The organism is Cytophaga aurantiaca DSM 3654 (assembly GCF_000379725.1).
GTDB lineage: Bacteria > Bacteroidota > Bacteroidia > Cytophagales > Cytophagaceae > Cytophaga > Cytophaga aurantiaca.
The window spans coordinates 1-23621 of record NZ_KB903643.1; the positions used below are offsets into that span (position 1 = coordinate 1).

General features: G+C 36.5%; 20 protein-coding genes. 12 read left to right on the forward strand and 8 right to left on the reverse strand.

What is annotated here, in order from left to right; genetic code table 11:
• Positions 1-255, forward strand: a 255-nt coding sequence (locus A3EE_RS20420; protein WP_018342794.1) for an integrase core domain-containing protein, incomplete at its 5' end; no start/stop codon positions are given.
• Positions 256-317: 62 nt separating this feature from the next.
• Here A3EE_RS20420 and A3EE_RS0111280 read toward each other — a convergent pair.
• Positions 318-644, reverse strand: a complete 327-nt coding sequence (locus A3EE_RS0111280) for a HesB/IscA family protein (RefSeq protein WP_018343551.1) — start codon at positions 642-644, stop codon at positions 318-320.
• 123 nt (positions 645-767) lie between these two features.
• A complete protein-coding gene (locus A3EE_RS22185; protein WP_281166479.1) occupies positions 768-899 on the reverse strand; it encodes a hypothetical protein in 132 nt (43 codons plus the stop codon).
• A 241-nt stretch (positions 900-1140) separates the two neighbouring features.
• Here A3EE_RS22185 and thiL point away from each other — a divergent pair, with 241 nt between their 5' ends.
• A complete protein-coding gene (gene thiL, locus A3EE_RS0111290; RefSeq protein WP_018343553.1) occupies positions 1141-2187 on the forward strand; it encodes a thiamine-phosphate kinase in 1047 nt (348 codons plus the stop codon).
• Positions 2188-2284: 97 nt separating this feature from the next.
• Here thiL and A3EE_RS0111295 read toward each other — a convergent pair whose 3' ends face one another.
• The 3 genes from A3EE_RS0111295 to rlmD form a co-directional block, all read right to left on the reverse strand.
• Positions 2285-2662, reverse strand: coding sequence for a hypothetical protein (locus A3EE_RS0111295; RefSeq protein WP_018343554.1), 378 nt, complete (start codon positions 2660-2662; stop codon positions 2285-2287).
• Positions 2663-2692: 30 nt separating this feature from the next.
• The gene (locus tag A3EE_RS0111300) at positions 2693-2902 is read right to left on the reverse strand and encodes a hypothetical protein (RefSeq protein ID WP_018343555.1); all 210 of its coding nucleotides are present in this window, start codon (positions 2900-2902) and stop codon (positions 2693-2695) included.
• A 62-nt stretch (positions 2903-2964) separates the two neighbouring features.
• Positions 2965-4371: a 23S rRNA (uracil(1939)-C(5))-methyltransferase RlmD gene (rlmD, locus tag A3EE_RS0111305; RefSeq protein WP_018343556.1), complete on the reverse strand. Its 1407-nt coding sequence runs from the start codon at positions 4369-4371 to the stop codon at positions 2965-2967.
• Between the two features lie 110 nt (positions 4372-4481).
• Between rlmD and A3EE_RS0111310 the strand changes: the two genes are divergently transcribed.
• From A3EE_RS0111310 to A3EE_RS0111335, 6 genes are all read left to right on the forward strand, one after another.
• Entirely contained in the window at positions 4482-6338 is a 1857-nt protein-coding gene (locus A3EE_RS0111310; protein WP_026209737.1) for a T9SS type B sorting domain-containing protein, read from the forward strand.
• A gap of 188 nt (positions 6339-6526) precedes the next feature.
• Positions 6527-7141, forward strand: a complete 615-nt coding sequence (locus A3EE_RS0111315) for a TetR/AcrR family transcriptional regulator (protein WP_157446990.1) — start codon at positions 6527-6529, stop codon at positions 7139-7141.
• A gap of 33 nt (positions 7142-7174) precedes the next feature.
• On the forward strand, positions 7175-8557 hold the full coding sequence (locus A3EE_RS0111320) for a TolC family protein (protein WP_018343559.1): 1383 nt from the start codon (positions 7175-7177) through the stop codon (positions 8555-8557).
• 39 nt (positions 8558-8596) lie between these two features.
• A complete protein-coding gene (locus A3EE_RS0111325) occupies positions 8597-9706 on the forward strand; it encodes an efflux RND transporter periplasmic adaptor subunit (protein WP_018343560.1) in 1110 nt (369 codons plus the stop codon).
• 64 nt (positions 9707-9770) lie between these two features.
• Positions 9771-13151 carry an efflux RND transporter permease subunit gene (locus tag A3EE_RS0111330; protein WP_018343561.1) on the forward strand — a complete coding sequence of 1127 codons (3381 nt, stop codon included), beginning with the start codon at positions 9771-9773 and terminating at the stop codon, positions 13149-13151.
• A gap of 792 nt (positions 13152-13943) precedes the next feature.
• Positions 13944-17192, forward strand: a complete 3249-nt coding sequence (locus tag A3EE_RS0111335) for a T9SS type B sorting domain-containing protein (RefSeq protein WP_018343562.1) — start codon at positions 13944-13946, stop codon at positions 17190-17192.
• A gap of 185 nt (positions 17193-17377) precedes the next feature.
• Here the strand turns inward: A3EE_RS0111335 and A3EE_RS0111340 are convergent, their stop codons facing one another.
• The 3 genes from A3EE_RS0111340 to A3EE_RS0111355 form a co-directional block, all read right to left on the reverse strand.
• Complete coding sequence (locus A3EE_RS0111340; RefSeq protein WP_018343563.1) at positions 17378-18250, reverse strand: carbon-nitrogen hydrolase; 873 nt, start codon at positions 18248-18250, stop codon at positions 17378-17380.
• Between the two features lie 83 nt (positions 18251-18333).
• Positions 18334-18945 (reverse strand): IMPACT family protein, encoded by a 612-nt coding sequence (locus A3EE_RS0111345; RefSeq protein WP_018343564.1) that lies wholly within the window; start codon positions 18943-18945, stop codon positions 18334-18336.
• A gap of 164 nt (positions 18946-19109) precedes the next feature.
• A complete protein-coding gene (locus tag A3EE_RS0111355; protein WP_018343566.1) occupies positions 19110-19991 on the reverse strand; it encodes a hypothetical protein in 882 nt (293 codons plus the stop codon).
• A 79-nt stretch (positions 19992-20070) separates the two neighbouring features.
• On the opposite strand from A3EE_RS0111355, the gene A3EE_RS0111360 reads away from it, so the two are divergent.
• Genes A3EE_RS0111360 through A3EE_RS0111375 form a run of 4 tightly spaced genes read left to right on the forward strand, consistent with a single transcriptional unit; the run spans position 20071 to position 23593 of the window.
• A complete protein-coding gene (locus A3EE_RS0111360; RefSeq protein ID WP_018343567.1) occupies positions 20071-20472 on the forward strand; it encodes a sugar 3,4-ketoisomerase in 402 nt (133 codons plus the stop codon).
• A 6-nt stretch (positions 20473-20478) separates the two neighbouring features.
• Positions 20479-21378, forward strand: coding sequence for a GNAT family N-acetyltransferase (locus A3EE_RS0111365; protein ID WP_018343568.1), 900 nt, complete (start codon positions 20479-20481; stop codon positions 21376-21378).
• 50 nt (positions 21379-21428) lie between these two features.
• Positions 21429-22697, forward strand: coding sequence for an O-antigen translocase (locus A3EE_RS0111370; RefSeq protein ID WP_018343569.1), 1269 nt, complete (start codon positions 21429-21431; stop codon positions 22695-22697).
• Positions 22670-23593: a glycosyltransferase family 2 protein gene (locus tag A3EE_RS0111375; RefSeq protein WP_018343570.1), complete on the forward strand. Its 924-nt coding sequence runs from the start codon at positions 22670-22672 to the stop codon at positions 23591-23593. Before A3EE_RS0111370 ends, A3EE_RS0111375 begins: the two co-directional genes overlap by 28 nt.
• The last annotated feature ends 28 nt before the right edge of the window (positions 23594-23621 follow it).

Here is a 23621-nt window from a genome sequence, read left to right on the forward strand (position 1 = left end):
AAATATGATCCTTATCAAAATGCTGTTGCAGAACGCGTGAATGGTATACTTAAACAAGAATTCTTAGAGGGAATAAGCATTAAGGATTTACAGTTAATGCGTTTATTGGTTGCTGAGTCAATTGATATTTACAACACGGAAAGACCACATTATTCAAATTATTATGAAACGCCTCAACAGATGCATAATCAATCTAAAATCAAAATGAGAACATATAAAAGCAAAATAGCATCACAAAAATGTGATGCTATTTAATAAATTGGTATCCTTGTAAAACTGTATCGCTATTTCAGGACGACACAATGTGTAGTGTTATCTTATACAGAGAAACTTTCTCCGCAACCACAGGTTCTGCTTGCATTCGGATTTACAAAGTGAAATCCTTTGCCGTTTAAGCCATCTGTGAAATCAAGTGTCGTACCAAGAAGATATAAGAGACTTTTTTTGTCAACTAATATTTTGACACCTTTATCTTCAAATACCTGATCGGCTGCGTCTATTTTATTGTCAAAATCCAGGTCATACATCAAACCTGAACATCCGCCTCCTTTAACAGATACCCGAATGTTGTAATCATCTGTGTAACCTTCGCGTTGACGAAGATCAGCTACATGGTCTTTTGCTTTATCTGTAATTGAGATCATACGTTGAATTATTTCCTTTTAATTTAAACACGTCCTTGTCGCAAATCGTTCGGTTTAATAATGGAAATGTACGAAGTATTTTGGAGAAACGTTTCAATTGCTGGGAGAAGATAGTCGGGATGACTATTTTTTCCAGCTGCTGTTGTTCTTACGAACTTTTTTGTAGTCGTTCTTACAGCTCTTGCTTGCACGTACACAGCTCGCTCCGAGGAATAGGAGGATGCAAAGTGAAAGGATGATTTGTTTTGTTTTCATAATGAATGAGAGAGAAGATTATTATACCTTGAAGTTAGGATCTTTTTTTCTTCTTTTTTGAATTTTCTTTACGTTCTGACGACATGTCTTGCTAGAACGAACACATTCTGTAAACGTTCCCACTGCAAAAGCAAGTATAAGGAAGAGTGCAATTTTTTTCATAAATTTAAAGCTGTTAGTCGAGTTAATACCAGTAAAGTTATAAAAAGTAACCATATAATTCAAATTGAAATTCAAATCAATGAATAATACAAAACGTACAGAGTTGTCTGAAATTGGTGAATTTGGCCTTATTGACCGTTTAAAAGCATATTTGCCTGCAAAATCGGACAAAATAATTAAATCAATCGGCGATGATGCAGCCGTAATTAAGAATTCGGACGATTCGGTTCAGCTGATTTCTACCGATCTCTTGATGGAAGGAATTCACTTTGACTTAGCCTATACTCCCTTAAAACATTTGGGATATAAAGCGATTGCCGTGAATGTATCGGATATTGCTGCTATGTATGGTACGCCATCGCATGTAGTAGTTGGTTTGGCATTGAGCAATCGTTTTTCTGTAGAAGCAATTGAAGAATTGTATGCAGGTATGAAACTGGCGTGTGATACCTATTCGGTGGATTTAGTAGGCGGTGATACAACATCCAGCAGAAGTGGTTTAGGTATTTCTGTTACGGTTGTAGGTACGGCAAAAGCAGATGAGGTTGTATATAGAAGCGGTGCACAGGTAAATGATCTGATCTGTGTAACGGGCGATCTGGGTGCCGCATTTATGGGCTTGCAGCTGTTGGAACGTGAGAAGCAGGTGTATCTTGCCAATCCGGAGATGCAGCCAGAGCTAACAGATAAAGAATATATTATTGAATGTCAGTTGAAGCCTGAAGCACGGATGGATGTTGTGAAGAGCTTGAAATCGTTGGGTTTGAAACCTACATCGATGATTGATATCTCAGATGGATTGGCTTCTGAATTGATGCATATCTGCAAAGAATCCAATGTAGGAGCGTATATCTACGAAGATAAATTGCCAATTGATCAAATGGCATTTGATACAGCACGAGAGTTTGATATCAATCCGTTAACAATTATGTTGAATGGAGGAGAAGATTATGAATTGTTGTTTACGATTCCTCAAAGCGATTACGAAAAAATAAGAAATCACCCGGATATTTCTGTGATCGGTTACATCAAATCAGCAGAGGAAGGGGTACATGTATATACCAAAGGAGATAATCTGGTACCTGTGACAGCACAGGGCTGGAATCATTTTAAAAGTTCTAAGTAATATGTTTTAAGTTTTAAGAATGTAAATATCAAGACTTGCTCAATAAAATTACGTGTGAAGTTTTTCTTATTACTTAAAACTTCACACGTAAAACTTTTTAATCCTCCGGATACGGTATAAACAAAAAGTTTGTAAACTCTTTGTCGACTACAAACAGGCAGCAGAATTCTTCCGGGTCTTTATAGGTTTCCCCAAAAGAATCAAATTTTTCTTTGTCGATAAATCCCAGCTGTTGAAATTCGTCTGCTGTAGATGCATAATAATTCCACTGTGTGCTTACTTCATTCTTACCAAGTAACAACTGGCCAAAAGGCAAGTCTGCTTTACAAATAGGGAAGATCGGATAATCTGAAATGCCACGGGCTTTTATCTGATACGCGCCTTCTTTTAATGTATCACACACGTGTATAAAATCGGATGAAATTGTACCTAGAAATTTGCCATCAATATCTGCGTCGTTTGATTGGTCTGTCATAAATCGTATTGAAATTCTTGTTAACTATTTTTATCCCTGATCACCGTAGGGTTGTATGATGTACATGATGTTATTTGAATCCTGAGTTATTCCCTGATACCCGATTTCAGCTTCTTTTAATAATGTTTCAACTTCATCTTTTAGGGACCCACTTACTACAAATGAATCGTCGTATTTTAATGTGTCTTTTAAACGGTTTTCGTTTGCAAGTGTTCTTATTGAATCGATAGTTAGTTCCATAGCAATAACGTTTTATTTGGTTGTTACTGAATTTAACTATTTCTATTCAATAATCATAGTGCTTAGGAGGATGCTCTTTTCGTTAACAGTACTACATTTTCCACATGCGCCGTATGGGGAAACATATCTACCGGTTGTATTTTTGTTACTTCATAATCTGCATCCAGCAATGCCAGATCGCGCGCCTGTGTTGCCGGGTTACAGCTTACATATACAATTTTAGGAGCACCGATAAACAACAAGGTATTGATTACATCTTCGTGCATACCTGCACGCGGCGGATCCGTAATGATCACATCCGGACGTTGATGGCGTTCAATAAATTCTTTGTTCAATACATCTTTCATATCACCTGCATAAAACAAGGTATTATCGATGTTGTTGATCTTCGAATTCACTTTTGCATCTTCAATCGCATCTGCAACATATTCAATACCGATCACCTGTTTGGCTTGCTTCGCTATAAAGTTTGCAATGGTACCGGTTCCTGTATATAAATCATACACCACTTCGTTGCCGGTTAAACCTGCAAGATCGCGTGTTACTTTATACAACACATATGCCTGATCTGAATTTGTTTGATAAAAAGATTTTGGTCCAACGCGGAATGTTAAACCTTCCATTTCTTCCTGTATGTAAGGCGGACCGTGGAATGTGTGTACTTCCAGATCCGAATACGTATCGTTCTTTTTTGTATTGATGAAATAGACCAAAGAAGTTATTTGAGGAAATGTTTTTATCAAGTGACTTAACAGATCCTGAATAATTGTTTTATCATCGTAACCAAACTGCACCAATACCATCACTTCGTTTTTATTGGTAGTACGAATGATCAGGTTTCGTAAAAAACCTTCATGTGCACGTACGTTGTAAAATGTAAGTCCGTGTTTTAATGCGTATGCTTTTACTTCCAGACGAATGGAATTGGATGGTTCAGGCTGAAGATGACATTTTTCAATATCCAGAACGCGATCAAATTTTCCGGGCAAATGAAAGCCCAGTCCATACAACGTATCGTGTTCAAGACTCATCTCTTCATCTGTCAGCCAGCGTTTGTTAGAGAAGGTGAAGTCTAATTTATTCCGGTACTCATAAATTTTAGAAGAACCAATAATATCTTTTATCTCGGGAATAGCAATTTTGCCTAAACGTTCAAGATTATCCTTTACCTGTTTTTGTTTGAAATGCAGTTGAGTGGTATAATCAATATGTTGAAGTTTGCATCCGCCGCATAAACCAAAGTGCTGGCATTTTGCTTCGACTCTGTTTGGCGAAGGAGTGATGATTTTATCGATCTTTGCTTCACCGAATTTCTTCTTTTTAAAATGAGTTACTTTCAAATCAACAACATCACCTGGAACAGTTTTTTCTGAGAAAACAACAATGTTGTTGTATCTGCTAACACATTTACCTTCTGCCCCCAATTCTTCTATGGAAACCGATTCTAATATTTGACCTCTTTCTAACATAATTAATACAAAAGTACGCAATAATTTGGTTGAATAAACGGTTGTTGATTATTCTGAGTAATCATGAAAAAAATGTATATTTGATTAGGTTAACGGGTTCATTAGAAGTTATGAATAAGCAATTTTTAAGAAGTTTTATTTTTCTGGTTATCTGCTTTTTCATTCAAACGTTAAGTTATGCAACTCATATTGTTGGTGGTGAAATTGTACTGGAAAGGACCGGTAATGGAAACCGGTACAGGGTTATTTTGAATAAGTACATCAATGAGATCAGTGTTCGCCAACATGGTATATCAACGTCTACTGTAGCATACGTAGATATCTATGATAAAAATACGAATATCCTGTTAACAAGCCCTTCCATGCGTTTGGATCTGGTCACAAATGACTTGTTAAGCAATAATGGAAATTATTGCAGCAATCTAACAATTATTGAAACGAGTAAACAGGTATACATGGGTGAAATTGATCTGGGCGCCGCGATGTTCAGCCCAACAGGTAGTTATTATATTACCTGGTCTGACTGCTGCAGAAATCAGGAGATTGCTAATCTGAAAGCTCCAAAGAATGAAAATATAGCTTTGTATACAGAATTTAGAGGTTATGCAATACAAGATGATTCACCTAAGTTTGTGCCCGTTGGAAACGATTTTTTTTGCAGAAACAACGTAAATGTATTTGATCTGAGTGCAGTTGATCGGGATGGTGATGATTTGAAGTATAGCCTGGTTGCTCCAAGAAGTTCTGTTAATCCCAGTACAGATGTTGTATGGGATACTACGACCAATAAAAATAGTGGAGATAATCCTATACCGGGAAGTATGCCCTTTACGATTGATCCAACCACAGGTATAGCAACATTTAATCCTTCTGCGAATGGTGTTTATGTATTTGGAGTGAAGGTGGAGGAATTTAGAAACGGACAAAAAATAGGGGAAGTGCGAAGAGATTTTCAACTGAACGTTCAGGATTGTCCGGTGAATAATAAACCGGTCATTGCATTCCAAAACAGCGGGATCAAAGTGAGAGATACGTTGAGTGTTAAACTAAAAGGTGGAGGATGTTTTCCTATTTATATTACGGATGTAGATGCTACACACTTTATTTCAGAAACGATTTATATCAATACCCGATCAAATCTTCCTGCGGGCTCTACCAATACACCCTACCCGACATCCGGTTTTACAATACCTTCGCAAGTTCCACTAACAGGCTTTAGAGATACTACATGGTTTAATGCCTGCTTTGATCCATGTGCAGGCGGTTTACGCCTTGATGAAACAACTTATTATCCATTCAAAATTGTTATTAATGATAATCGCTGTCCGGCAAAATATGATACATTGATTTTTACAATTCGAATTGAGGTTGAAAAGAACACACAGCCGCAAATATTTATTGATCCTCCAGGCAATCCGAAAACAGTTAAAGTAGATGAGCAATTGAAATTTAACGTGTATGGTACGGATGCCGATGCAGGCGATCTCTTATCTCTGAAAATTGCAAATCCCCAGCGGGGCATGAGTTTCATGAATGTTCAAGACAGCAGTTCAACGATCAGTTCAATGTTTTCGTGGCGGCCTAATTGCAATGATCTGCATCCGGGAAATTATGATGTATATTTTATCATAAAAGATAATAGTTGTACGAATAATCCAAGAGACACGATACATCAAAGAATTCTTGTTCAGCAGGATGATGTATCTTTTGATGGTATGGAAGTCACAAACTTAATTACTCCCAATGGTGATGGGATGAACGATTACTATCACATTCCGGGTATACCCGTGGGCAATTGCGATAAGTATTTTAAAGGAATAGAAATATATAACCGCTGGGGTTCAAGAGTATTTTACAGTCAGGATCCCGGATTTAAGTGGTATCCGAATGTAAGTGATGGAGTGTATTATTTCTCTATCGATCTAAATTATGAAGTCCGGAAAGGCTGGCTCCAAATAACTCAATAGAGTAAATTCTACCAGTTTAAACTTTTGATAAAGCACGAATAAATTGAAATAATTCAATTTATTCGTGCTTTATTTATTTTATGGACAGCTGTTTAGGTTGGGTTTACTTTTTTTAAATAAATAAACTTAGGAAACTATTTGTATTTCAAAAGTTTTTATAGTTTTGTAGGCAGTAATATACAATGCCTATGGAAGATATTAAAAATAGAATTATTTCAGGAGCGGAATCCTTGTTTTTGGCTTATGGAGTAAAGTCTATTACCATGGATGAAGTTGCCAAAAAGCTAGGTGTTTCTAAGAAGACAATTTATCAGCATGTTTCCGATAAAGATGAATTGGTGACATTGGCTGTAAAGTCGAGCATGGAAAACCAGGAATCTCAGGTTGACCTGATACATGCAACAGCGAAAGATCCGATAGACGAAGTGTTGAGATTATCTGACTACATGCGATCCTTATTTGTCAACATGAATCCGTTTTTGCTGATGGAAATTCAGCGCTATTATCCGAAAGCGTATGAAAGTTATTTGAGTTTTAAAGAAGCATGCATCATTAATTCTCTGGCAGAAAATTTAAAATGGGGAATTGATATGGGTTATTACAGGCCAAATATCAACATAGATATTTTATCGCGCTTGCGTATGGAGCAGGTAGAATGGGGCTTTAACCCACGGATATTTAAAGAAGGTAAATACTTTTCGGATGTTCAGATACAGTTGCTCGATCATTTCTTATATGGTATCTGCACATTAAAAGGACACAAGCTGATAAACAAATACAAACAAATACAGGAAGAAGAATAAAACAACAACACACTACTTATACTATACTAAACTATGAAAAAACTATCCGTCTTATCGTTGCTCGTCACCTTGATTTTATATCATGGTGCGTATGCACAACAGGATTCCCTGTTCACACTTGACAAGTGTATTGATTACGCTTTCACCAATCAGGCAGATGTTAAAAATGCCATGATTGATCAACAGATCTCTCAATACAAAATAAATGAAACGCGTGCATACGGTTTGCCTCAGGTAAATTTTGAAGGGACAACGATGTATAACATCGAATTGCAACGTATGTTCGTAACAAATGCAGTTGCAGGTAACTTTGGTGCCCCTGTAGCACCTGGTGCTGATCCGAATGGTACGTATGCAATGCGAAATTTATTTCAGTTGAAGGCATCGAATACTGCAACGTTGAATGCTTCACAAATTCTGTTTGATGGTTCTTATTTACTTGGTTTGAAAGCTTCGAAAACGTATTCAGAGCTTGCTACGAAATCAATGACTCAAACGAAGATTGAAACAACAGATAAAATTACAAAAGCCTTTTATCTGGTGTTAATTAATCAGCAGCGTATTCAGTTACTGGATGCAAACATTGCACGTATCGATACGTCGTTGAAGCAATTGAAGCAGATCAATAAAGAAGGTTTTGCTGAAAGTTTAGAAGTGAATCGTTTGGAAGTAACATCAAATAATTTAAAGTCGGAGCGTGTAAATGTTGATAATCAACTTATCCTTACCTATGCCTTGTTGAAATATCAAATGGGTTACCCGGTGAATGTAGATTTAAAATTGAGCGGTACATTGGATGAATTGGTTACGCGTTTAAACACTGCAAGTAATCCGGATATGTCTTCTTTTGACTACAACAAACGAATCGAATATTCCATACTGAATACTCAAAAAAGACTGGAAGAATTGAATTACAAAAATACAAGAGCTATCAGTTATCCGAAGCTGGTTGCTTTTGGAACTGCAGGTGTGCTTAATGCTTCAAACACCTATTCCGACTTGTATTCAACCAAGTATTATGGTTATGGGTTTATAGGAGCAAAATTATCTGTTCCGCTTTTCACCGGATTGAATCACTATTATCAACAGCAGGGAGCGAAATTGAAAGTACAGAAGGTTCAAAACAGCATGGACCTGATGGAAGATGTAATCGATCTTCAGGTTCAGCAAACAAAATTGATCTTAGATAACAACGTTGCCAACATCAGATCTCAACGCCGCAATCTGGAATTATCTGAGCAGGTAATTAAACAAACAAAAATAAAGTACGATGAAGGTGTAGGTTCAAACATTGAAGTTGTTGACGCGGAGAATTCATTTAAAGAAGCACAAACGAATTATTATGATGCGGTTTACAATGCGCTTATTTCTTTAATTGATTATCAAAAAGCAACCGGTACACTTTATTCAGAATAATTATTTTAGAATATTTTACTCTTAAAAAAAACATTCGTTATGAAAAACAGAACATATACATATTTAGGTTTAGGCTTACTAGCACTAACGTTCGCTTGTAGCGCACCGGATAAAAAAGCCGAATTAGAAAAATTGAAATCGGAACAATCTTCTTTATCCGAAAAAATTAAAGCACTTGAAGAAGAAATTAAAAAAACAGATACAACCGATGCTACAAAATATATTGTAGTAGGTTTTGAAGCAGTAAAGAAAGCACCGTTTGTACATTATATTCAGGTTCAAGGAAAAATTGATTCGGACAAAAATGTTCAGATCAGTTCTACCATAGGAGGTTCTGTAGAAAAAATATATGTAGTGAAAGGTCAGTCGGTACAAAAAGGTGCCTTGCTTGCCAAAACAGATGGCGAGCAGATCCTGAAAGGGATTCAGGAGATCGATAAAGCGTTGGAGTTAGCCAATCAATTGTATGACAAACAAAAACGTTTATGGGATCAGCAAATTGGTACTGAAGTACAATACCTTCAGGCGAAGAATCAGAAGGAATCTTTAGAAAGCAGAAAAGCAACGTTGCAGGAACAATATTCTCAAACTTCTATTCGCGCACCATTTGCAGGGGTTATAGATGAAGTATATGCTAAAGAAGGACAAATGTTAGCTCCAGGATATCCTGCATTCAGACTGGTAAATGCAAATGATGTGAAATTGGTTGCAAATATTTCTGAATCGTATGTGAAAAATGTAAGAGTAGGACAGGAAGCAGTTGTAACCTTCCCGGATCTGAAGAAAGATGTTAAAACGCGTGTAACCGTTGTGGGAGATGTTATTGATCCTATAAATAGAACATTCCAGGTTGATCTGGGTTTAAAGCAGGATCAAAATTTATTAAAGGCAAACATGATCTCATACATTAAGATCAAAGATTACACAAACCCTTCTATTGTTGTGATTCCGATGAATCTTGTTCAGCGTAACAACGATAAAAATTATGTATACGTTGTAGATGGTACTGTTTCTGCAAAGCGCTTTATAACCCTTGGTCAACACTATGAAAACTCTGTAGAGGTTTTAGACGGATTAAAAGAAGGTGATAAATTAATCACAATCGGTTACCAGGATTTAGTAGAAGGTCAGCCGATTAAATTTGAATAGTTCTACAACTCATTAGATAAAGTTGTGTAATCGAAAGATTGCATGCAAACAAAAGCTTATATATATGAAAGAGTTTAAACTTAGTAGCTGGTCCATTGATAATAAGACAAGTGTTTATGTACTGACCGTACTCATATCGTTTTTCGGTTTGATGTCTTATTTCAGCATGCCCAAAGAGCAATTTCCTGAGATTGTATTTCCTCAGATGTACATTGCTACCATTTATCCCGGTACTTCACCAACGGATATGGAGAAGTTGGTTACCAAGCACATTGAAAAACAAGTAAAAGGTATTTCTGGTGTTAAAAAAATTACCAGTAATTCCATACAGGATTATTCAAGTGTATTGGTGGAATTCAATACAGACGTTGATGTTAACGTTGCAAAACAAAAAGTAAAAGATGCGGTAGATCAGGCTAAAAATGATTTGCCTACAGATTTACCGGATGATCCGCAGGTAATTGAAGTTGACGTTTCGCAAGTTCCGATTATGGGTATAAACCTTTCGGGAGATTATGAATTGAGCAAGCTGAAAAAATATGCGGATGATATGCAGGATCAGATCGAATCTATGAAAGAGATCCGTCGTGTAGATATCGTTGGTGCTCCTGAGCGTGAGATTCAGGTGAACGTGGATAAATATAAAATGGAAGCAGCTAACATTACATTTGCTGATGTAGAGCGCGCTATTCAAAGTCAAAACTTAACAATCTCCGGCGGTACCATTAAGATGGATGGTATCAAAAGAAATATTACTGTTACGGGTGAGTTTGACAAGATGGATCAAATTGATAATCTGCTGATCTTATCTCAGTCGGGTGCAAAGACTTATTTGAAAGACATTCTTGAAAAGGGTGGTGTAAAGGATACATACAAGGAAGCAGAAAGCTTTGCGCGTTTGAATGGTAAAAACGTAATTACACTGAACGTTATTAAACGTGGAGGGATGAACCTGATTGATGCCTCGGATAAAATTCAGGACTTGATTGAGCTGCAACAAAAAACAAAATTGCCTGATGGATTAAAAATAACGATCACAGGTGACCAGTCGGATGCTACACGTACAACGTTACATGATTTGATCAACACGATCATTATCGGTTTCATACTTGTTGTTATTATTCTGATGTTCTTTATGGGTACAACCAACGCCATCTTTGTTGGTTTGTCTGTGCCGCTTTCTATGGCCATTGCATTCCTTGTACTACCAACAATGGGTATTACATTAAACATGATTGTACTATTTGCATTCTTACTTGCTTTGGGTATTGTGGTGGATGATGCGATTGTTGTTATTGAAAACACACACCGTATCTATGAAAATGGAAAGGTGCCGATCAAACAAGCCGCTAAGCAGGCCACAGGTGAGGTGTTCATGCCGGTATTCTCCGGTACAATGACAACGCTTGCACCGTTCGTTCCATTATTATTCTGGAAAGGGATCATTGGTAAATTCATGTACTTCTTACCGGTTACCCTGATTGTTACCTTACTTGCATCTTTGCTGGTAGCATATATTATGAACCCGGTGTTCGCGGTAGATTTCATGAAACCACATGCACATGGTGAAAGTCATAAAAAGATAACAAGAGGTTATATTATTACAATGATCGTATTTGTGGTGATTGCTTTACTGGGTTATGCAGCCGGTTCATTCGGTTTCGGAAACTTTGTAATTGTATTGTCATTATTGTATTCATTAAACAAATTTGTACTGATCGATGTCATTCAGCATTTTCAGGATGATATCTGGCCTGGTGTACAAAATAAATATGAAAAAGTACTTGAATGGTGTCTGCAGGGTGCCCGTCCGTTTATATTACTTGGCGGCATTGTAGTATTATTCTTCTTCTCGATCTTCTTAACCTTCTTTATTGTTAAACCTAAAGTTGAATTCTTTCCTACAAGTGATCCCAATTTTATCTACGCGTATGTTAGTTTACCAATCGGTACAGATCAGTCGTATACCGATTCGATCTCACAGGTAGTTGAAAATCGTATATTTAAAGTAATCGGTCACGAGAATCCGATTGTATCCTCTGTAATTACCAATGTTGCCATTGGTGCAGGTGATGCGAATGAAATGGATTTAAGTACTGCCCCGCACAAAGCAAAAGTTACTGTTGCCTTTGTTGAGTTTGCACATCGTAATGGTGAATCAACGGTACCATACTTAAGTAAGATCCGTGATGCTGTGAAAGGAATTGCTGGAGCGCAGATCATTGTTGATCAGGAGAAAGGCGGACCACCAACGGGTAAGGAGATTAATATTGAACTTATTGGAGATGATTACGATGAATTGATCGAACTTTCTGAATCGTTGAAAAGACAAATTGATAATTCAGGTATTCAAGGAATTGAAGATTTGAAATCGGATGTAGTAAAAAACAAACCTGAGATTGTAATAGATATTGATAAAGAGAAAGCAAATGCCGAAGGTGTTTCTGTCGCGCAGATCGGTATGGAATTGCGTTATGCAGTGTTTGGTAAAGACGTTTCCAAATTCCGCGATAAGGATGATGAATATGATATTGAATTGAGATATACATTTGATCAGCGTACGAACATCGATGACATTATGAATTCAAAAATTACGTTCCGCGATATGAATATGGGCGGACAGATTCGTCAGATTCCATTGTCATCTATTGCCACTGCGCATTTTGGTAATTCATACGGTGGTGTAAAACGTAAAAATCAACGTCGTATCGTAACGTTATCTTCGAATGTATTGTCCGGAGCAAATGGCAATGAAATTAATGCAGAGATCAAAAAGCTGCTTCCGAATTTTAAGAAACCTTCCGAAGTACTTATTCAATTGACAGGTGCACAGGAAGAGCAGGCAGAAACAGGCGCCTTCTTAGGAATGGCAATGTTGATTTCATTTCTTATGATTTTCTTTATCCTTGTTACTCAATTTAACTCAATCAGTAAACCACTGTTGATTATTTCTGAGATCGGATTCAGTATTATCGGTGTATTTCTGGGTGTGTGTATCTTTGATATGTCGTTGGTTATTGTAATGACAGGTGTTGGTATCATTGCACTTGCAGGTATTGTGGTGCGGAATGGTATTATCCTGGTTGAATTTACAGATACAATTATGGAAGAAGGACACGATCTGAAGTATGCGATCGTACATGCTGGTAAAGTACGTATGACTCCCGTATTGCTTACTGCAACGGCAACCATTCTTGGTTTGATTCCATTGGCAGTTGGTTTGAACATCGACTTTGTACGTTTATTCGCTGAAGGTAATCCACACATTTTCTTCGGTGGTGACAGCGTTGCATTCTGGGGACCTCTTGCATGGACAATGATCCACGGTCTTGCGTTTGCAACATTCTTAACCTTAATCTTGGTGCCGGTTATGTACTACATCAATTACAAAGCAAGCCGTAAGATTAAAGGCTGGTTTGGAATTAAGGTAGAGAAACTGTCTTAAAGCCTAACGCGAAAAGCTTAAAACAAAAAGGTCGTCTCGTTAATTTAACGTGACGACCTTTTTGTTTTTATTCTTTGAAAGAAACTTTAACAATTAAAGACTGCTCTCAAGTATAGAGCTTTTAGCATTAGGCCTTAAGTTTTACTCGTCGTAATGGCAATTTTTTAAAACGTTTGGCACCGTGTATGTATCCTTTGCTGCTTTTTTTATAGCACATTTTCATGTATAGTCTGTTTCACTATTGTTCAGATAAAAATCCCAAATAGTCAACAGTAGATGTGAATACTTCATAAAAAGCTTTAAATAATTAATTCTTTGGACTGAAATTCAATTATCCCGGATTTTATTTAAGGAATTTTCCTTTTTAAATTTCTTAGAAAAAACTGCCTGGCGTACCTGTAAAAGAGATTTGATCAAGATTCGAAGTATTATTTTTCCCAAAGTTCGTTTGGACTGTTTACTTATGCGCTTATCAAGAGTATTATTTAACAGGCTATATAATCAGGAAATAATACAGATTAATAATAAAATTATACAAGTCAGCCTTATTCTCAGAGCTTCAGTTTGTGGGGTAAAATAAAATTTGCTCCGATTTTTAATAAGGTATTGAATATTAGAAGTTTATGGTGTAAGTACATTTATTTATGAATGGATTATATACCAATATGTTAGTGATTGAATCTTGCCGAAATAAAGCTTTTTAAGGCTGATATACTTTATATCTTATTTATAATGAGTTTATTAAAATTAATTGGCTTTGTGCATAGATCCTGCAATTTTACTTAATCTATTATGAAGAGAATTTTATTAATTATTACCTTCTTATTATTTAGTTGTGTTGAATCGTTTTCACAATGCCTTAATAGTGGGGCAGCCCCAACATTAAAACAAACATTTGGTAAGGGTAGCCCACAATTTAGCACAAATACACCTGCTGTGGAAGGCTTTACTACTTCATATAATCAAGTATTTGGTGGGGGATCAAATACGATAAATGATGGTCAGTTTGCTTTTATAAACAGCGTTCCTAATCCTTTTAATGTTTGGCATTTAGGTGCAAAAGATCATACAGGTGATCCGGGTGGTTATATGATGATGGTAAATGCTAGTTTTGCTCCCGATGAATTTTACAGACAAAATATTTCAGGTTTATGTGTTGGCGTAACATATAATTTTTCAGTTTGGTTAGCAAATGTTGATTTATATAATGCTACAAGAATAAAACCCAATGTTCGATTTGAAATTCGTAATAGCATAAATAATAATCTAATAACTTTTTATGAAACAGGTGATATTAACAATCAAAACACCTTTCAATGGATACAGCATTCCTTAACATTTACTACAACGACTAGTGATATAACACTACTTCTTTTAAATAATAATCCGGGAGGAGGGGGAAATGATTTAGCCTTGGATGATATTGAGTTTAAACCTTGCTTACCAAAGTATTCCATTAACATTTCAAATGGTATAAAAAAGCTTTGCTTAGGGAATGATTTACTTTTAAATGCATCAGTAATTGGGACGGATTATCTTACTCCAGAATATCAATGGCAACACAAAAATTCTGCTGGAATAATGATAGATATCGTTGGTGCAAATTCTAAAACGTTTACAAAAAACAATATTGCATTAGCTGATTCTGGTTGGTATCGATTGTTAATTTCTGAGAATGGAATAGCAAATTCAATTCAATGTCGTTCAATAGATTCCATTTTTATTGAAATATATCCAGAATTAAAACCTGGTAAAATAGGTTCGAATCAAAGCATCTGTTATAATTCAAAACCTGCAGTATTATCAAGCATTGCACTAGCTACAGGTGGTAATGGAAGTTTTACGTATTCATGGGAATATTCGGAAGATTTAACTACTTGGATTGATTTAAATTCAGCTACTAATTCTTTTACAGAAACACAAAAATTACTAAGGACTAGAAATTATCGTCGTAAGGTTAAAACAACTTGCTATGAAGGTTACTCCGATACGGTTACAGTAATCGTATCACCTGTAGTCATACCTGGTAAAATAGGTTCAAATCAAACCATCTGTTATAATTCAAAACCTGCAGTAGTATCAAGTAATGCCCTTGCTACAGGGGGGGATGGAAATTATACGTATTCGTGGGAATATTCAGAAGATTTAACTACTTGGATTGATTTAAATACAGCAACTAGTTCTTTTGCAGAAACACAAAAATTACTAAGCACTAGAAATTATCGTCGAAAGGTTATATCAGCTTGCTATGAAGGTTACTCCGATACGGTTACAGTAATCGTTTTACCTGCAGTCCTACCTGGTAAAATAGGCTCGGATCAAATTGTTTGTGATGGGGATGTTCCTAAAGAATTAAAAGAAGTTGCTGCGTCTTCAGGTGGTGATGGTAATTATACGTATTCATGGGAATTGTCAACCGATTTGAATTCCTGGCAACTTCAATCAAATTCGAATACAATGAATCATCTTCCTGTTATTACTATTAATTCTGATACTTGGTATAGAAGGAAAACTCAAGATGGTATATGTTCAGTAGTTTATAGTGATACAATAAAATTAACATATCAATTAACTACAATACCAACAGTTACTAATTTTAAATTTTGTAAAGATATCCAAACTGTTCCTTTTTCAATAACAGGTACAAATTTACTATGGTATCAAGATCTATCAGACGTTACTGGAGAATCAACTATTCCTTCACCAAATACACAACATGTAGGAACTTTTAATTATTTTGTAACACAAACGGTTAATACATGCGAGAGTAGTAAAGCAGAAATTCAAGTAGAGATTTTATCAAAACCAGAAATTGCTGTCAATAGTTTAGCTATTTGTGAAGGTGAAGAAGGGTTATTAACGGCAAGTGTCTTAGGTGGCACTGGAATGTTGGATTATGCTTGGACTCCTATTACAGGATTAAGTTTCGTATCAAATGCTAGTGCCAAAGTCCAACCAAGTATTACAACTGATTATCAAATTATAGTTACGGATAGTGAATTTTGTAAGGATACTGTAGTTTCTACCGTTACAATAAATCCCAAACCAATTGTTACAATAGATGGAAGTGATGTATGTAGTGGTTCACCTGTAACACTTAATGCATCGGTAACGAATTACACGGGAGTTTTGCATTATGATTGGTCGCCAACTTTGGGACTTTCTTCTCTTAATACTGCTACTGTTGTTGCTACGCCCTTAGTAACGACAGATTATAAACTTCAGGTAATTGATTCGAAAAATTGCAAAACAGAAATTACGAAAACAGTAGGTGTAACAACAAGACCTATTGCGAAAATTATTGGTAATGATACAATTTTATGTACAGGGGAATCTGTAGAATATCAATCATATCAAGACCCCTTAGAACACTATTCTTTTGTCTGGTATAAAAGTGATGATAATATTAATTTTTATCAAGTAAGTACGCAACCTAATTATACAACTTCCGAAAGAGGTTATTTTAGATTAAATGTATATAACAATGGAATTTGTGAAGCTCAATCACAAATAGTTCATGTGAAAACAGAAGATATTTCAATTAAGTTAGATGCCCAATCTTCAACAATTGAATGGAATGACCCAATAAACTTGTCTGTTGTTGGGGGGCTTAGTACTTACACATACACATGGAGGCCGAATCCACCTATTGTTCCAGTTAATAGTCCTACAGTATCATTTTATAACAATCAAAGTGCAATGTACTATGTAGTAGTTCAAGGTGATAAATGTTTTGCAGAAGATTCTATTTTTATAAAAGTGCTTCCGCCTATTAAAATTCCAAATGTAATTACACCCAATGGTGATAATGTAAATGATGCTTGGGAAATCGCTGGCTTATCTGAATATACATCTGCAGAAGTGATTATTTTCAATCGTTGGGGAACTATTGTTTATAATTATCCTAAAGGATACATAGAAAATTGGAGAGGGATTTCAAAAAATGGTGGTGACCTTCCTGATGGTACCTATTTCTATATTATAAATCTAAAGGATAGCCATAATAAATCATTTAATGGTTATGTTGAAATTATTCGATAACGTCGAACGAAGTGATCGTGCTACATAGTCAAACTTGAGTGTTCAAAGTCTAACGCTAAAAGCTTAAAGCAAAAAGGTCGTCCCGATAACTATCGGGACGACCTTTTTGCTTTAATAATTATTAGAAAGAAACTCTATGAATTTACTACTGCTCTTAAGCATTGACCTTTTTGCCATAGGCTTACCTAGTCTCCATCAATAAACCTCTTCTGTATCGGCGCATACGAATCGATGCGTCTGTCGCGAAGGAAAGGCCAGTGTGTACGGTAATAGTCTGTTTGCGACATATCAATTTCCTGTACGTGTATTTCTTCCGTTAAGTGCGGTGCCTGATATAACAAACGACCTTGTGCGTTTGATACAAATGATCCGCCCCAGAACTGCATGCCCGCTTCGATCCCTGTTCTATTAACAGATACTACCGGCGTGCCATTCGCAACCGAATGTGAGCGCTGGATTGTTTGCCATGCATTGTACTGATCGGTGTTTACTTCTTCTGTCTGGTGATCCGCCCAGCCGATAGCAGTCGGGTAGAAGAGAATGTCTGCACCCATCAACGATGTGATACGCGCTGCTTCCGGATACCATTGGTCCCAGCAGATAAGCACTCCTACCGTTGCAAATTTTGTTTTGAAAACTTTATATCCAAGATCACCTGGTGTGAAATAGAATTTTTCATAATAACCCGGATCATCCGGTATGTGCATCTTACGATACTTACCTAAATAACTTCCGTCTGCGTCAATCACAGCAGTAGTGTTGTGGTACAGACCTTCCGCACGTTTTTCAAATAGGGAAGCAATGATTACTACACCAAGCTCTTTTGCCAATGCTTGAAATGCATCGGTAGCAGGACCGGGGATAGCTTCTGCTAATTTAAAATTATCATAGTCTTCTACATCACAGAAGTAGAGCGACCCAAATAATTCCTGAAGACAAATGATCTGCGCACCTTTCGCTGCTGCTTCACGAATGCCTTTCACATTTTTATCAAAGTTGTCTTTCACATTGCTGCTGCAAGACAATTGAACCAAACCAACGTTTACTTTCTTACTCAATGTTTTATAAGATTAGTTTTAGAATTCAAAATTAACAGTATTTCAAGGGAAATAAAAGGAATGTGTAAGAGTTTAACCATTCCTTATTGTTCCTTGTTTGTCAGAATCTCAACAGCAACTCCCAGAATTGGCTTTTGTAAGAACTTAGGAGTGATGCTTTTACGCATTTCTATTTGCAGAATGATCTTACTTTGATAATCTAACGATAAAATCTGACCATTAAATTCCTTTACCAAACGCATCACTTCGCCTTGAAGAGCAGCTTCAAACGTAATTTCTAAGGTATCAGAAATATATTTTTCAAGGATGGTAGCTTTGTCCAGACATGCTTTTGCGGCTTCTTTATACGACTCTATTAACCCGCTTACGCCTAATTTCGTTCCACCAAAATAGCGCACTACCACAACTAATGTTTGAGTTAAATTCTTTGAACGGATCTGATTCAATATTGGCGTACCTGCGGTATGTGAAGGCTCTCCGTCGTCCTGTCCTTTCAGGATGCGATCTTCTGTGCCAATAATGTAGCCGTAACAGATATGACGGGCATCGTAATATTTTTTCTTCAGTTCATGAAGAATATCTTTTATTTCCTGTTCGCTGGAAACCGCATACGAAAAGGCCAGGAACCGACTTCCTTTTTCTTTGTATTCTGAAGTTGTAGATTCAGCGATCGTGAAATAAAAATCATCTTTCATAATGCAATATCGTTACTTACTATTAGAAACGCTCCCTTCTCCTTAAGGAGAAGGGTTGGGGATGAGGTTTTTTTGTTATTGGTGTTTATGCTTGTTCGATTAACATCGTTCGTCAGACCACTTTTTTGTGGTACGACGAATTGTAAATTATCTAAAGACATTAATTATGCTTTTATCAGATACAATAACAGAATAGATGAAGATGCGAGTATTAAGCCAATGCTAAGTCGTGTTGTAAATTTTTCTTTGAAAAAAAGAAACGATACAACTGCTGTAAACAGGATCACACAGAGGTTTAACATGGGGAAAACAAAAGAGCCATCATGCTGAAAATGGTTTAATGTTTTTAATAAATAATACACAGAAAAATAATTTGGTATACCCAATACAATTCCGCTTAAAATTGCTTTTGATTCAAACTGTATTTTCTTTGTAAGAATCAGAAAGATCAATGTGATCGAACCCCAGGAAGCTGCTGCTAAAAAAGTATGGATCGAAAATAAACCAACACTTTCAGGACTAGCAATGGTTTGGTTTATGTACAGTATCGCTAAGTCTAATAAACCTGCAGAAAGAAATACAAACCAGGGAAGATATCGATTGGATGCCGGAACATCTGCGATAGTTTCTGTTGAATTTTTTTGAGTAACTAAATAGATGGAAATAATCCCCAATAAAAACGCTGCAACCTGAAGCCATGCAAAGGGAGCAAGGCCGGCAACGATTGCAAAACCGGCAGGTATAACCATAGATAATTTATTAGCCATGGTAGTCGTTGTTAAGCCTGCTCGCTGAGTTGAAATGCCAATCAGGAAAAAGCATGGAAGAAAGCAGCTGCCCAGTATACTGGAGGCAATAACGGTATTGATGTGTTTATGATACAACGCTTCATTCAGTAAACTGTATTGTTGAATGAAGCCGGTAATGGAGCATACAACATAGTTCCATACAATACTTTGAAATATATCAATCTTTAGATTACTGTATACACGAAATAATATGAAGAGCGCTGACGTGCAAAGAATGGTTAAAACAAGATAGAACATGGACGGTTAATAAATCATAGTTGTTCGTTTACGACACTTTCGCGTAAATCAGTATATTTACCAAAGTTATAAAATTTCTATGTCGGAAAAACCATATCGGATACATTTTACAGGAATAGGCGATGAAGAAGTGGGTTATATTTCTGTTGCGCAAAGCAATAGTCATGTGCCCTTTGAGATCAAGCGTGTTTACTGGGTATACCATACGCCCGAACATATAGAACGTGGTAATCATGCGCATAAAGTGTGCAAGCAGGTATTGGTTGCGTTAAACGGTGCGATTGAAGTTGAACTGGAGAATAGACAGGGTGGAAAAGAATTATTCCGTTTAGATAAACCATCTATAGGTTTATTTGTTCCGGTATTGCATTGGCGTAAAATAAATCTGGCAAAGGATGCCGTGTTGCTGTGTCTTGCATCTGAAGAATTTGATGAATCGGATTACATCCGGAATCACGATGTATTTATTTCAACTAAATAAACGGCAGTGCTGATCTCATCTACGATAGCGAAAAGCATTCCTGCTCAATTTTTATTCAATCAATATTTTTATTTGCATGCACATCAAGCAACGGTACATTCGTTTGCTGATAAAACAATTGCTCCGGATATTTTATTGAATTGTGTAGAAATATCTGAAGGGAATTATGTGAGCGGTTATTGCGCTCCCTTTGCAGGCATTGAATGTACGATCTCTACGCATGTATCTGATTTTATTAAAGAACTGAAAACCGATCTTGCTGCAAGACGTGCAACATCATTGGTTATTAAACAAGCACCACAATGTTATCAGACAAACGTTTGGGAGGCAATACATCAAGCACTGCTTGCTAATGGTTTTAAGGAGGAGGTAAATGAAACCAATCAGTATATTGTCGTGAACACGGAACGTTTGTTTGTTGCAGACATTGATGCTCAAAAAAGAAGACGACTGAACAATGCAAAGAAGTTGGGAATGCGTGTAGAATTGTTTGATCGTGTAGAGACAGATGATTGGTACAATGTGTATTGCAATGCACGTATGGATAAAGGTTTTCCAATCACCATTTCCAAAGAAGATTATTATTCGCTTTCTGCCATTCCGGATGTATATACTTATGCTGGAGTATTTTTAAACGACAGATTGATTGCCAATACTGTTTTTGTTCGTGTGAATAAAGAGGTGTTGTATTATTTTATTGCAGCTTCTGATCCGGCTTATGCCGAATTAAGTCCAACGGTTTTGCTGATTGAAACCCTTTATGAAAAGGCGGTTCAGGAAAATTATACTCTTATTGATCTTGGAATCTCATCCGTAGATGGGGTGCTGAATGAAGGTCTGCATCAATTCAAAAAGCATGTAGGTGCAAAAGATTGCAGTAAAAGAACATATACCTTGTTGTTTTAGGGCGAATTAGATTATTTATTTTTGATCTGAATCCGTACATTTGCCTTGTTATGAATCAAATTCGCAGCAGTTTTTTTTCATTAGTCAGTATCTTCTTAAATGTAGGCTTTGGTTTTGTCTACAATAAAATCGTTTCGGTTTATTTTGGTCCGATTGGTTTAGCCCTATTAACACATTATCAAAATCTGGTTGCCTTCTTTATGCATATTCCGCAGGAAGGAATTCATAAAGCTTTCATCAACGAATTAACACAAGAGCAGGACAGTAAGGCACATACCGGAAGAATCATTACACATACCGTTGTCTGGAATGTATTCATATTTCTTATTCAATGGATCTGTCTGATTGTGTATATGTACTGGGCAGACTCACCCCTGGAAGAATTATTTCTGGATAAAGGTTCCTCTTTGCTGATTGGTGTTTCATTCTTTCTATTTGTATTGAATTTGCTTGCATCTTCGTGGATGGTCGCCCGACATAAACTGAAGCGCTATGCCGTATATACATTTTTATTGGGCATTACTTCTGTATTGGGAATGGGATGCTGTTTATACTTTGATATTACAGATTCTCTCTACTGGATCATATTGGCTGTAACGCTTTCTAATTTTCCGGTTTTTATTTACATGTTCTTTACCGTTTTTAGAAAGTTTCAATATTCATGGAAGGACGTTACATCGGTATTCAGCAGCAAAGATTATTTTATGCCATTGATCATTATGGGTGTGGTATCTTTGTTGTCGGGGAAATTTCTGGATTATGTAGTTCGTGAAATTGCCTTTGATCTGATCGGTCCCTATGAATCGGGATTGTGGCAATCGGCTGTTAAAATATCTCAGGCATTTGTTTTTTTATGTGGGGCATTTCTTTCAACTATTTTTTATCCGTATGCAGCTGAAAGTATTAAAGACAAACAGGCACTGCATGCTTTTGTTAAAAAGTTTATGCTCTTGTATGTTCCTGTAACATTCATAGGTGTGGCTTCAATGTTCGTATTGCGTGATTTGTTGTTTCAGATTTTATTTTCTAAAGAATTTATAAAGGCAGATAAATATTTTTTGCTGATCCTGATCGGCGATTGGTTGAGATGTGTGTCTTGGGTAGGAGCATATTTGTTGATGGCTTCTTCAGATACCAGAAGATTTATTGTGTATGAAATTATTTCCGGTGCGGCGTTTATACTGGTATTTATTTTTGGAACAGACTATTTTACATGGGAAGTTATGGCGATGGCAAACCTGATGCGCTACGTTGTATACAGTGTATTGGTGATCTTCTATTATAGAAATGTATGGATGGTAGAGAACAGCCGCTTGTAACGGTTATTGCACTAAGTTATAATCATGCTCCTTATATCAAAGAGGCTTTAGAGTCTGTTTATAACCAGACATATTCAAACATTGAACTGATCATTGTAGACGATGCAAGTACGGATGCTAGCGCAGCTGTTATCGAAGAATATATTCAAGGACGTTCAGTACAATTTTTTAAAAATGATATTAATGCGGGCAATTGCAGATCGTTTAATAATGCCTTTGCGTTAGCCAAAGGAGCATACATCATTGATTTTGCATTGGATGATCTCATGTATTCAACACGAATTGAAAAACAGGTAGCACTGTTTCAACAATCGGATAAGAAGACTGGTGTTGTATTTACTAATGTTGATCTCATTGATATAAATGGTAAGGTCTTGTCCCCACATTATCCTGCATTCCATCATAAAAGTCATCCAAGTAAGATTCCTGAAGGTAATGTATTTGATGCGGTATTAAGTCAGTACTACATCAACCCTGTTGGGATGATGGTGCGCAGAGAAGTGTTTGAGAAATTGAATGGGTACGATGAATCGCTGGCGTATGAAGATTTTGATTTTTGGATCCGTTCATCACGTATAGTTGAATACCGTTATATTCCGGAGATCCTTTCTGCGAAACGAAATGTTCCTGCTTCCTTATCTTCCGGATTTTATACTTCTCATAAAGAATTTATGTTTGATTCTACCTTACAGGTATGTAGAAAAGCCTGGTGGCTGTGTAGATCAGATAGTGAAAAACAGGCATTGGTAAAGCGCTGTAGGTATGAAGCACGACAAGCATATAGATACAACTACGTAGAGCTCGTTGAGGAATATCTGAATATATTAAAACTATACGATCCCGTTTATTGGCTGTATAAACCTTTTGTACAACTGTCTCTTTGGTTCAGAAAATAAAAAAGTCTTCCCTTAAATGAGAAGACTT

What these genes read in the sequence shown, in the direction of transcription:
- A3EE_RS0111280 (WP_018343551.1), bottom strand. Translation starts at nt 644, where the DNA reads ATGATCTCAATTACAGATAAAGCAAAAGACCATGTAGCTGATCTTCGT.
- A3EE_RS22185 (WP_281166479.1), bottom strand. Translation starts at nt 899, where the DNA reads ATGAAAACAAAACAAATCATCCTTTCACTTTGCATCCTCCTATTCCTC.
- thiL (WP_018343553.1), top strand. Translation starts at nt 1,141, where the DNA reads ATGAATAATACAAAACGTACAGAGTTGTCTGAAATTGGTGAATTTGGC.
- A3EE_RS0111295 (WP_018343554.1), bottom strand. Translation starts at nt 2,662, where the DNA reads ATGACAGACCAATCAAACGACGCAGATATTGATGGCAAATTTCTAGGT.
- A3EE_RS0111300 (WP_018343555.1), bottom strand. Translation starts at nt 2,902, where the DNA reads ATGGAACTAACTATCGATTCAATAAGAACACTTGCAAACGAAAACCGT.
- rlmD (WP_018343556.1), bottom strand. Translation starts at nt 4,371, where the DNA reads ATGTTAGAAAGAGGTCAAATATTAGAATCGGTTTCCATAGAAGAATTG.
- A3EE_RS0111310 (WP_026209737.1), top strand. Translation starts at nt 4,482, where the DNA reads ATGAATAAGCAATTTTTAAGAAGTTTTATTTTTCTGGTTATCTGCTTT.
- A3EE_RS0111315 (WP_157446990.1), top strand. Translation starts at nt 6,527, where the DNA reads ATGGAAGATATTAAAAATAGAATTATTTCAGGAGCGGAATCCTTGTTT.
- A3EE_RS0111320 (WP_018343559.1), top strand. Translation starts at nt 7,175, where the DNA reads ATGAAAAAACTATCCGTCTTATCGTTGCTCGTCACCTTGATTTTATAT.
- A3EE_RS0111325 (WP_018343560.1), top strand. Translation starts at nt 8,597, where the DNA reads ATGAAAAACAGAACATATACATATTTAGGTTTAGGCTTACTAGCACTA.
- A3EE_RS0111330 (WP_018343561.1), top strand. Translation starts at nt 9,771, where the DNA reads ATGAAAGAGTTTAAACTTAGTAGCTGGTCCATTGATAATAAGACAAGT.
- A3EE_RS0111335 (WP_018343562.1), top strand. Translation starts at nt 13,944, where the DNA reads ATGAAGAGAATTTTATTAATTATTACCTTCTTATTATTTAGTTGTGTT.
- A3EE_RS0111345 (WP_018343564.1), bottom strand. Translation starts at nt 18,945, where the DNA reads ATGAAAGATGATTTTTATTTCACGATCGCTGAATCTACAACTTCAGAA.
- A3EE_RS0111355 (WP_018343566.1), bottom strand. Translation starts at nt 19,991, where the DNA reads ATGTTCTATCTTGTTTTAACCATTCTTTGCACGTCAGCGCTCTTCATA.
- A3EE_RS0111360 (WP_018343567.1), top strand. Translation starts at nt 20,071, where the DNA reads ATGTCGGAAAAACCATATCGGATACATTTTACAGGAATAGGCGATGAA.
- A3EE_RS0111370 (WP_018343569.1), top strand. Translation starts at nt 21,429, where the DNA reads ATGAATCAAATTCGCAGCAGTTTTTTTTCATTAGTCAGTATCTTCTTA.
- A3EE_RS0111375 (WP_018343570.1), top strand. Translation starts at nt 22,670, where the DNA reads ATGGATGGTAGAGAACAGCCGCTTGTAACGGTTATTGCACTAAGTTAT.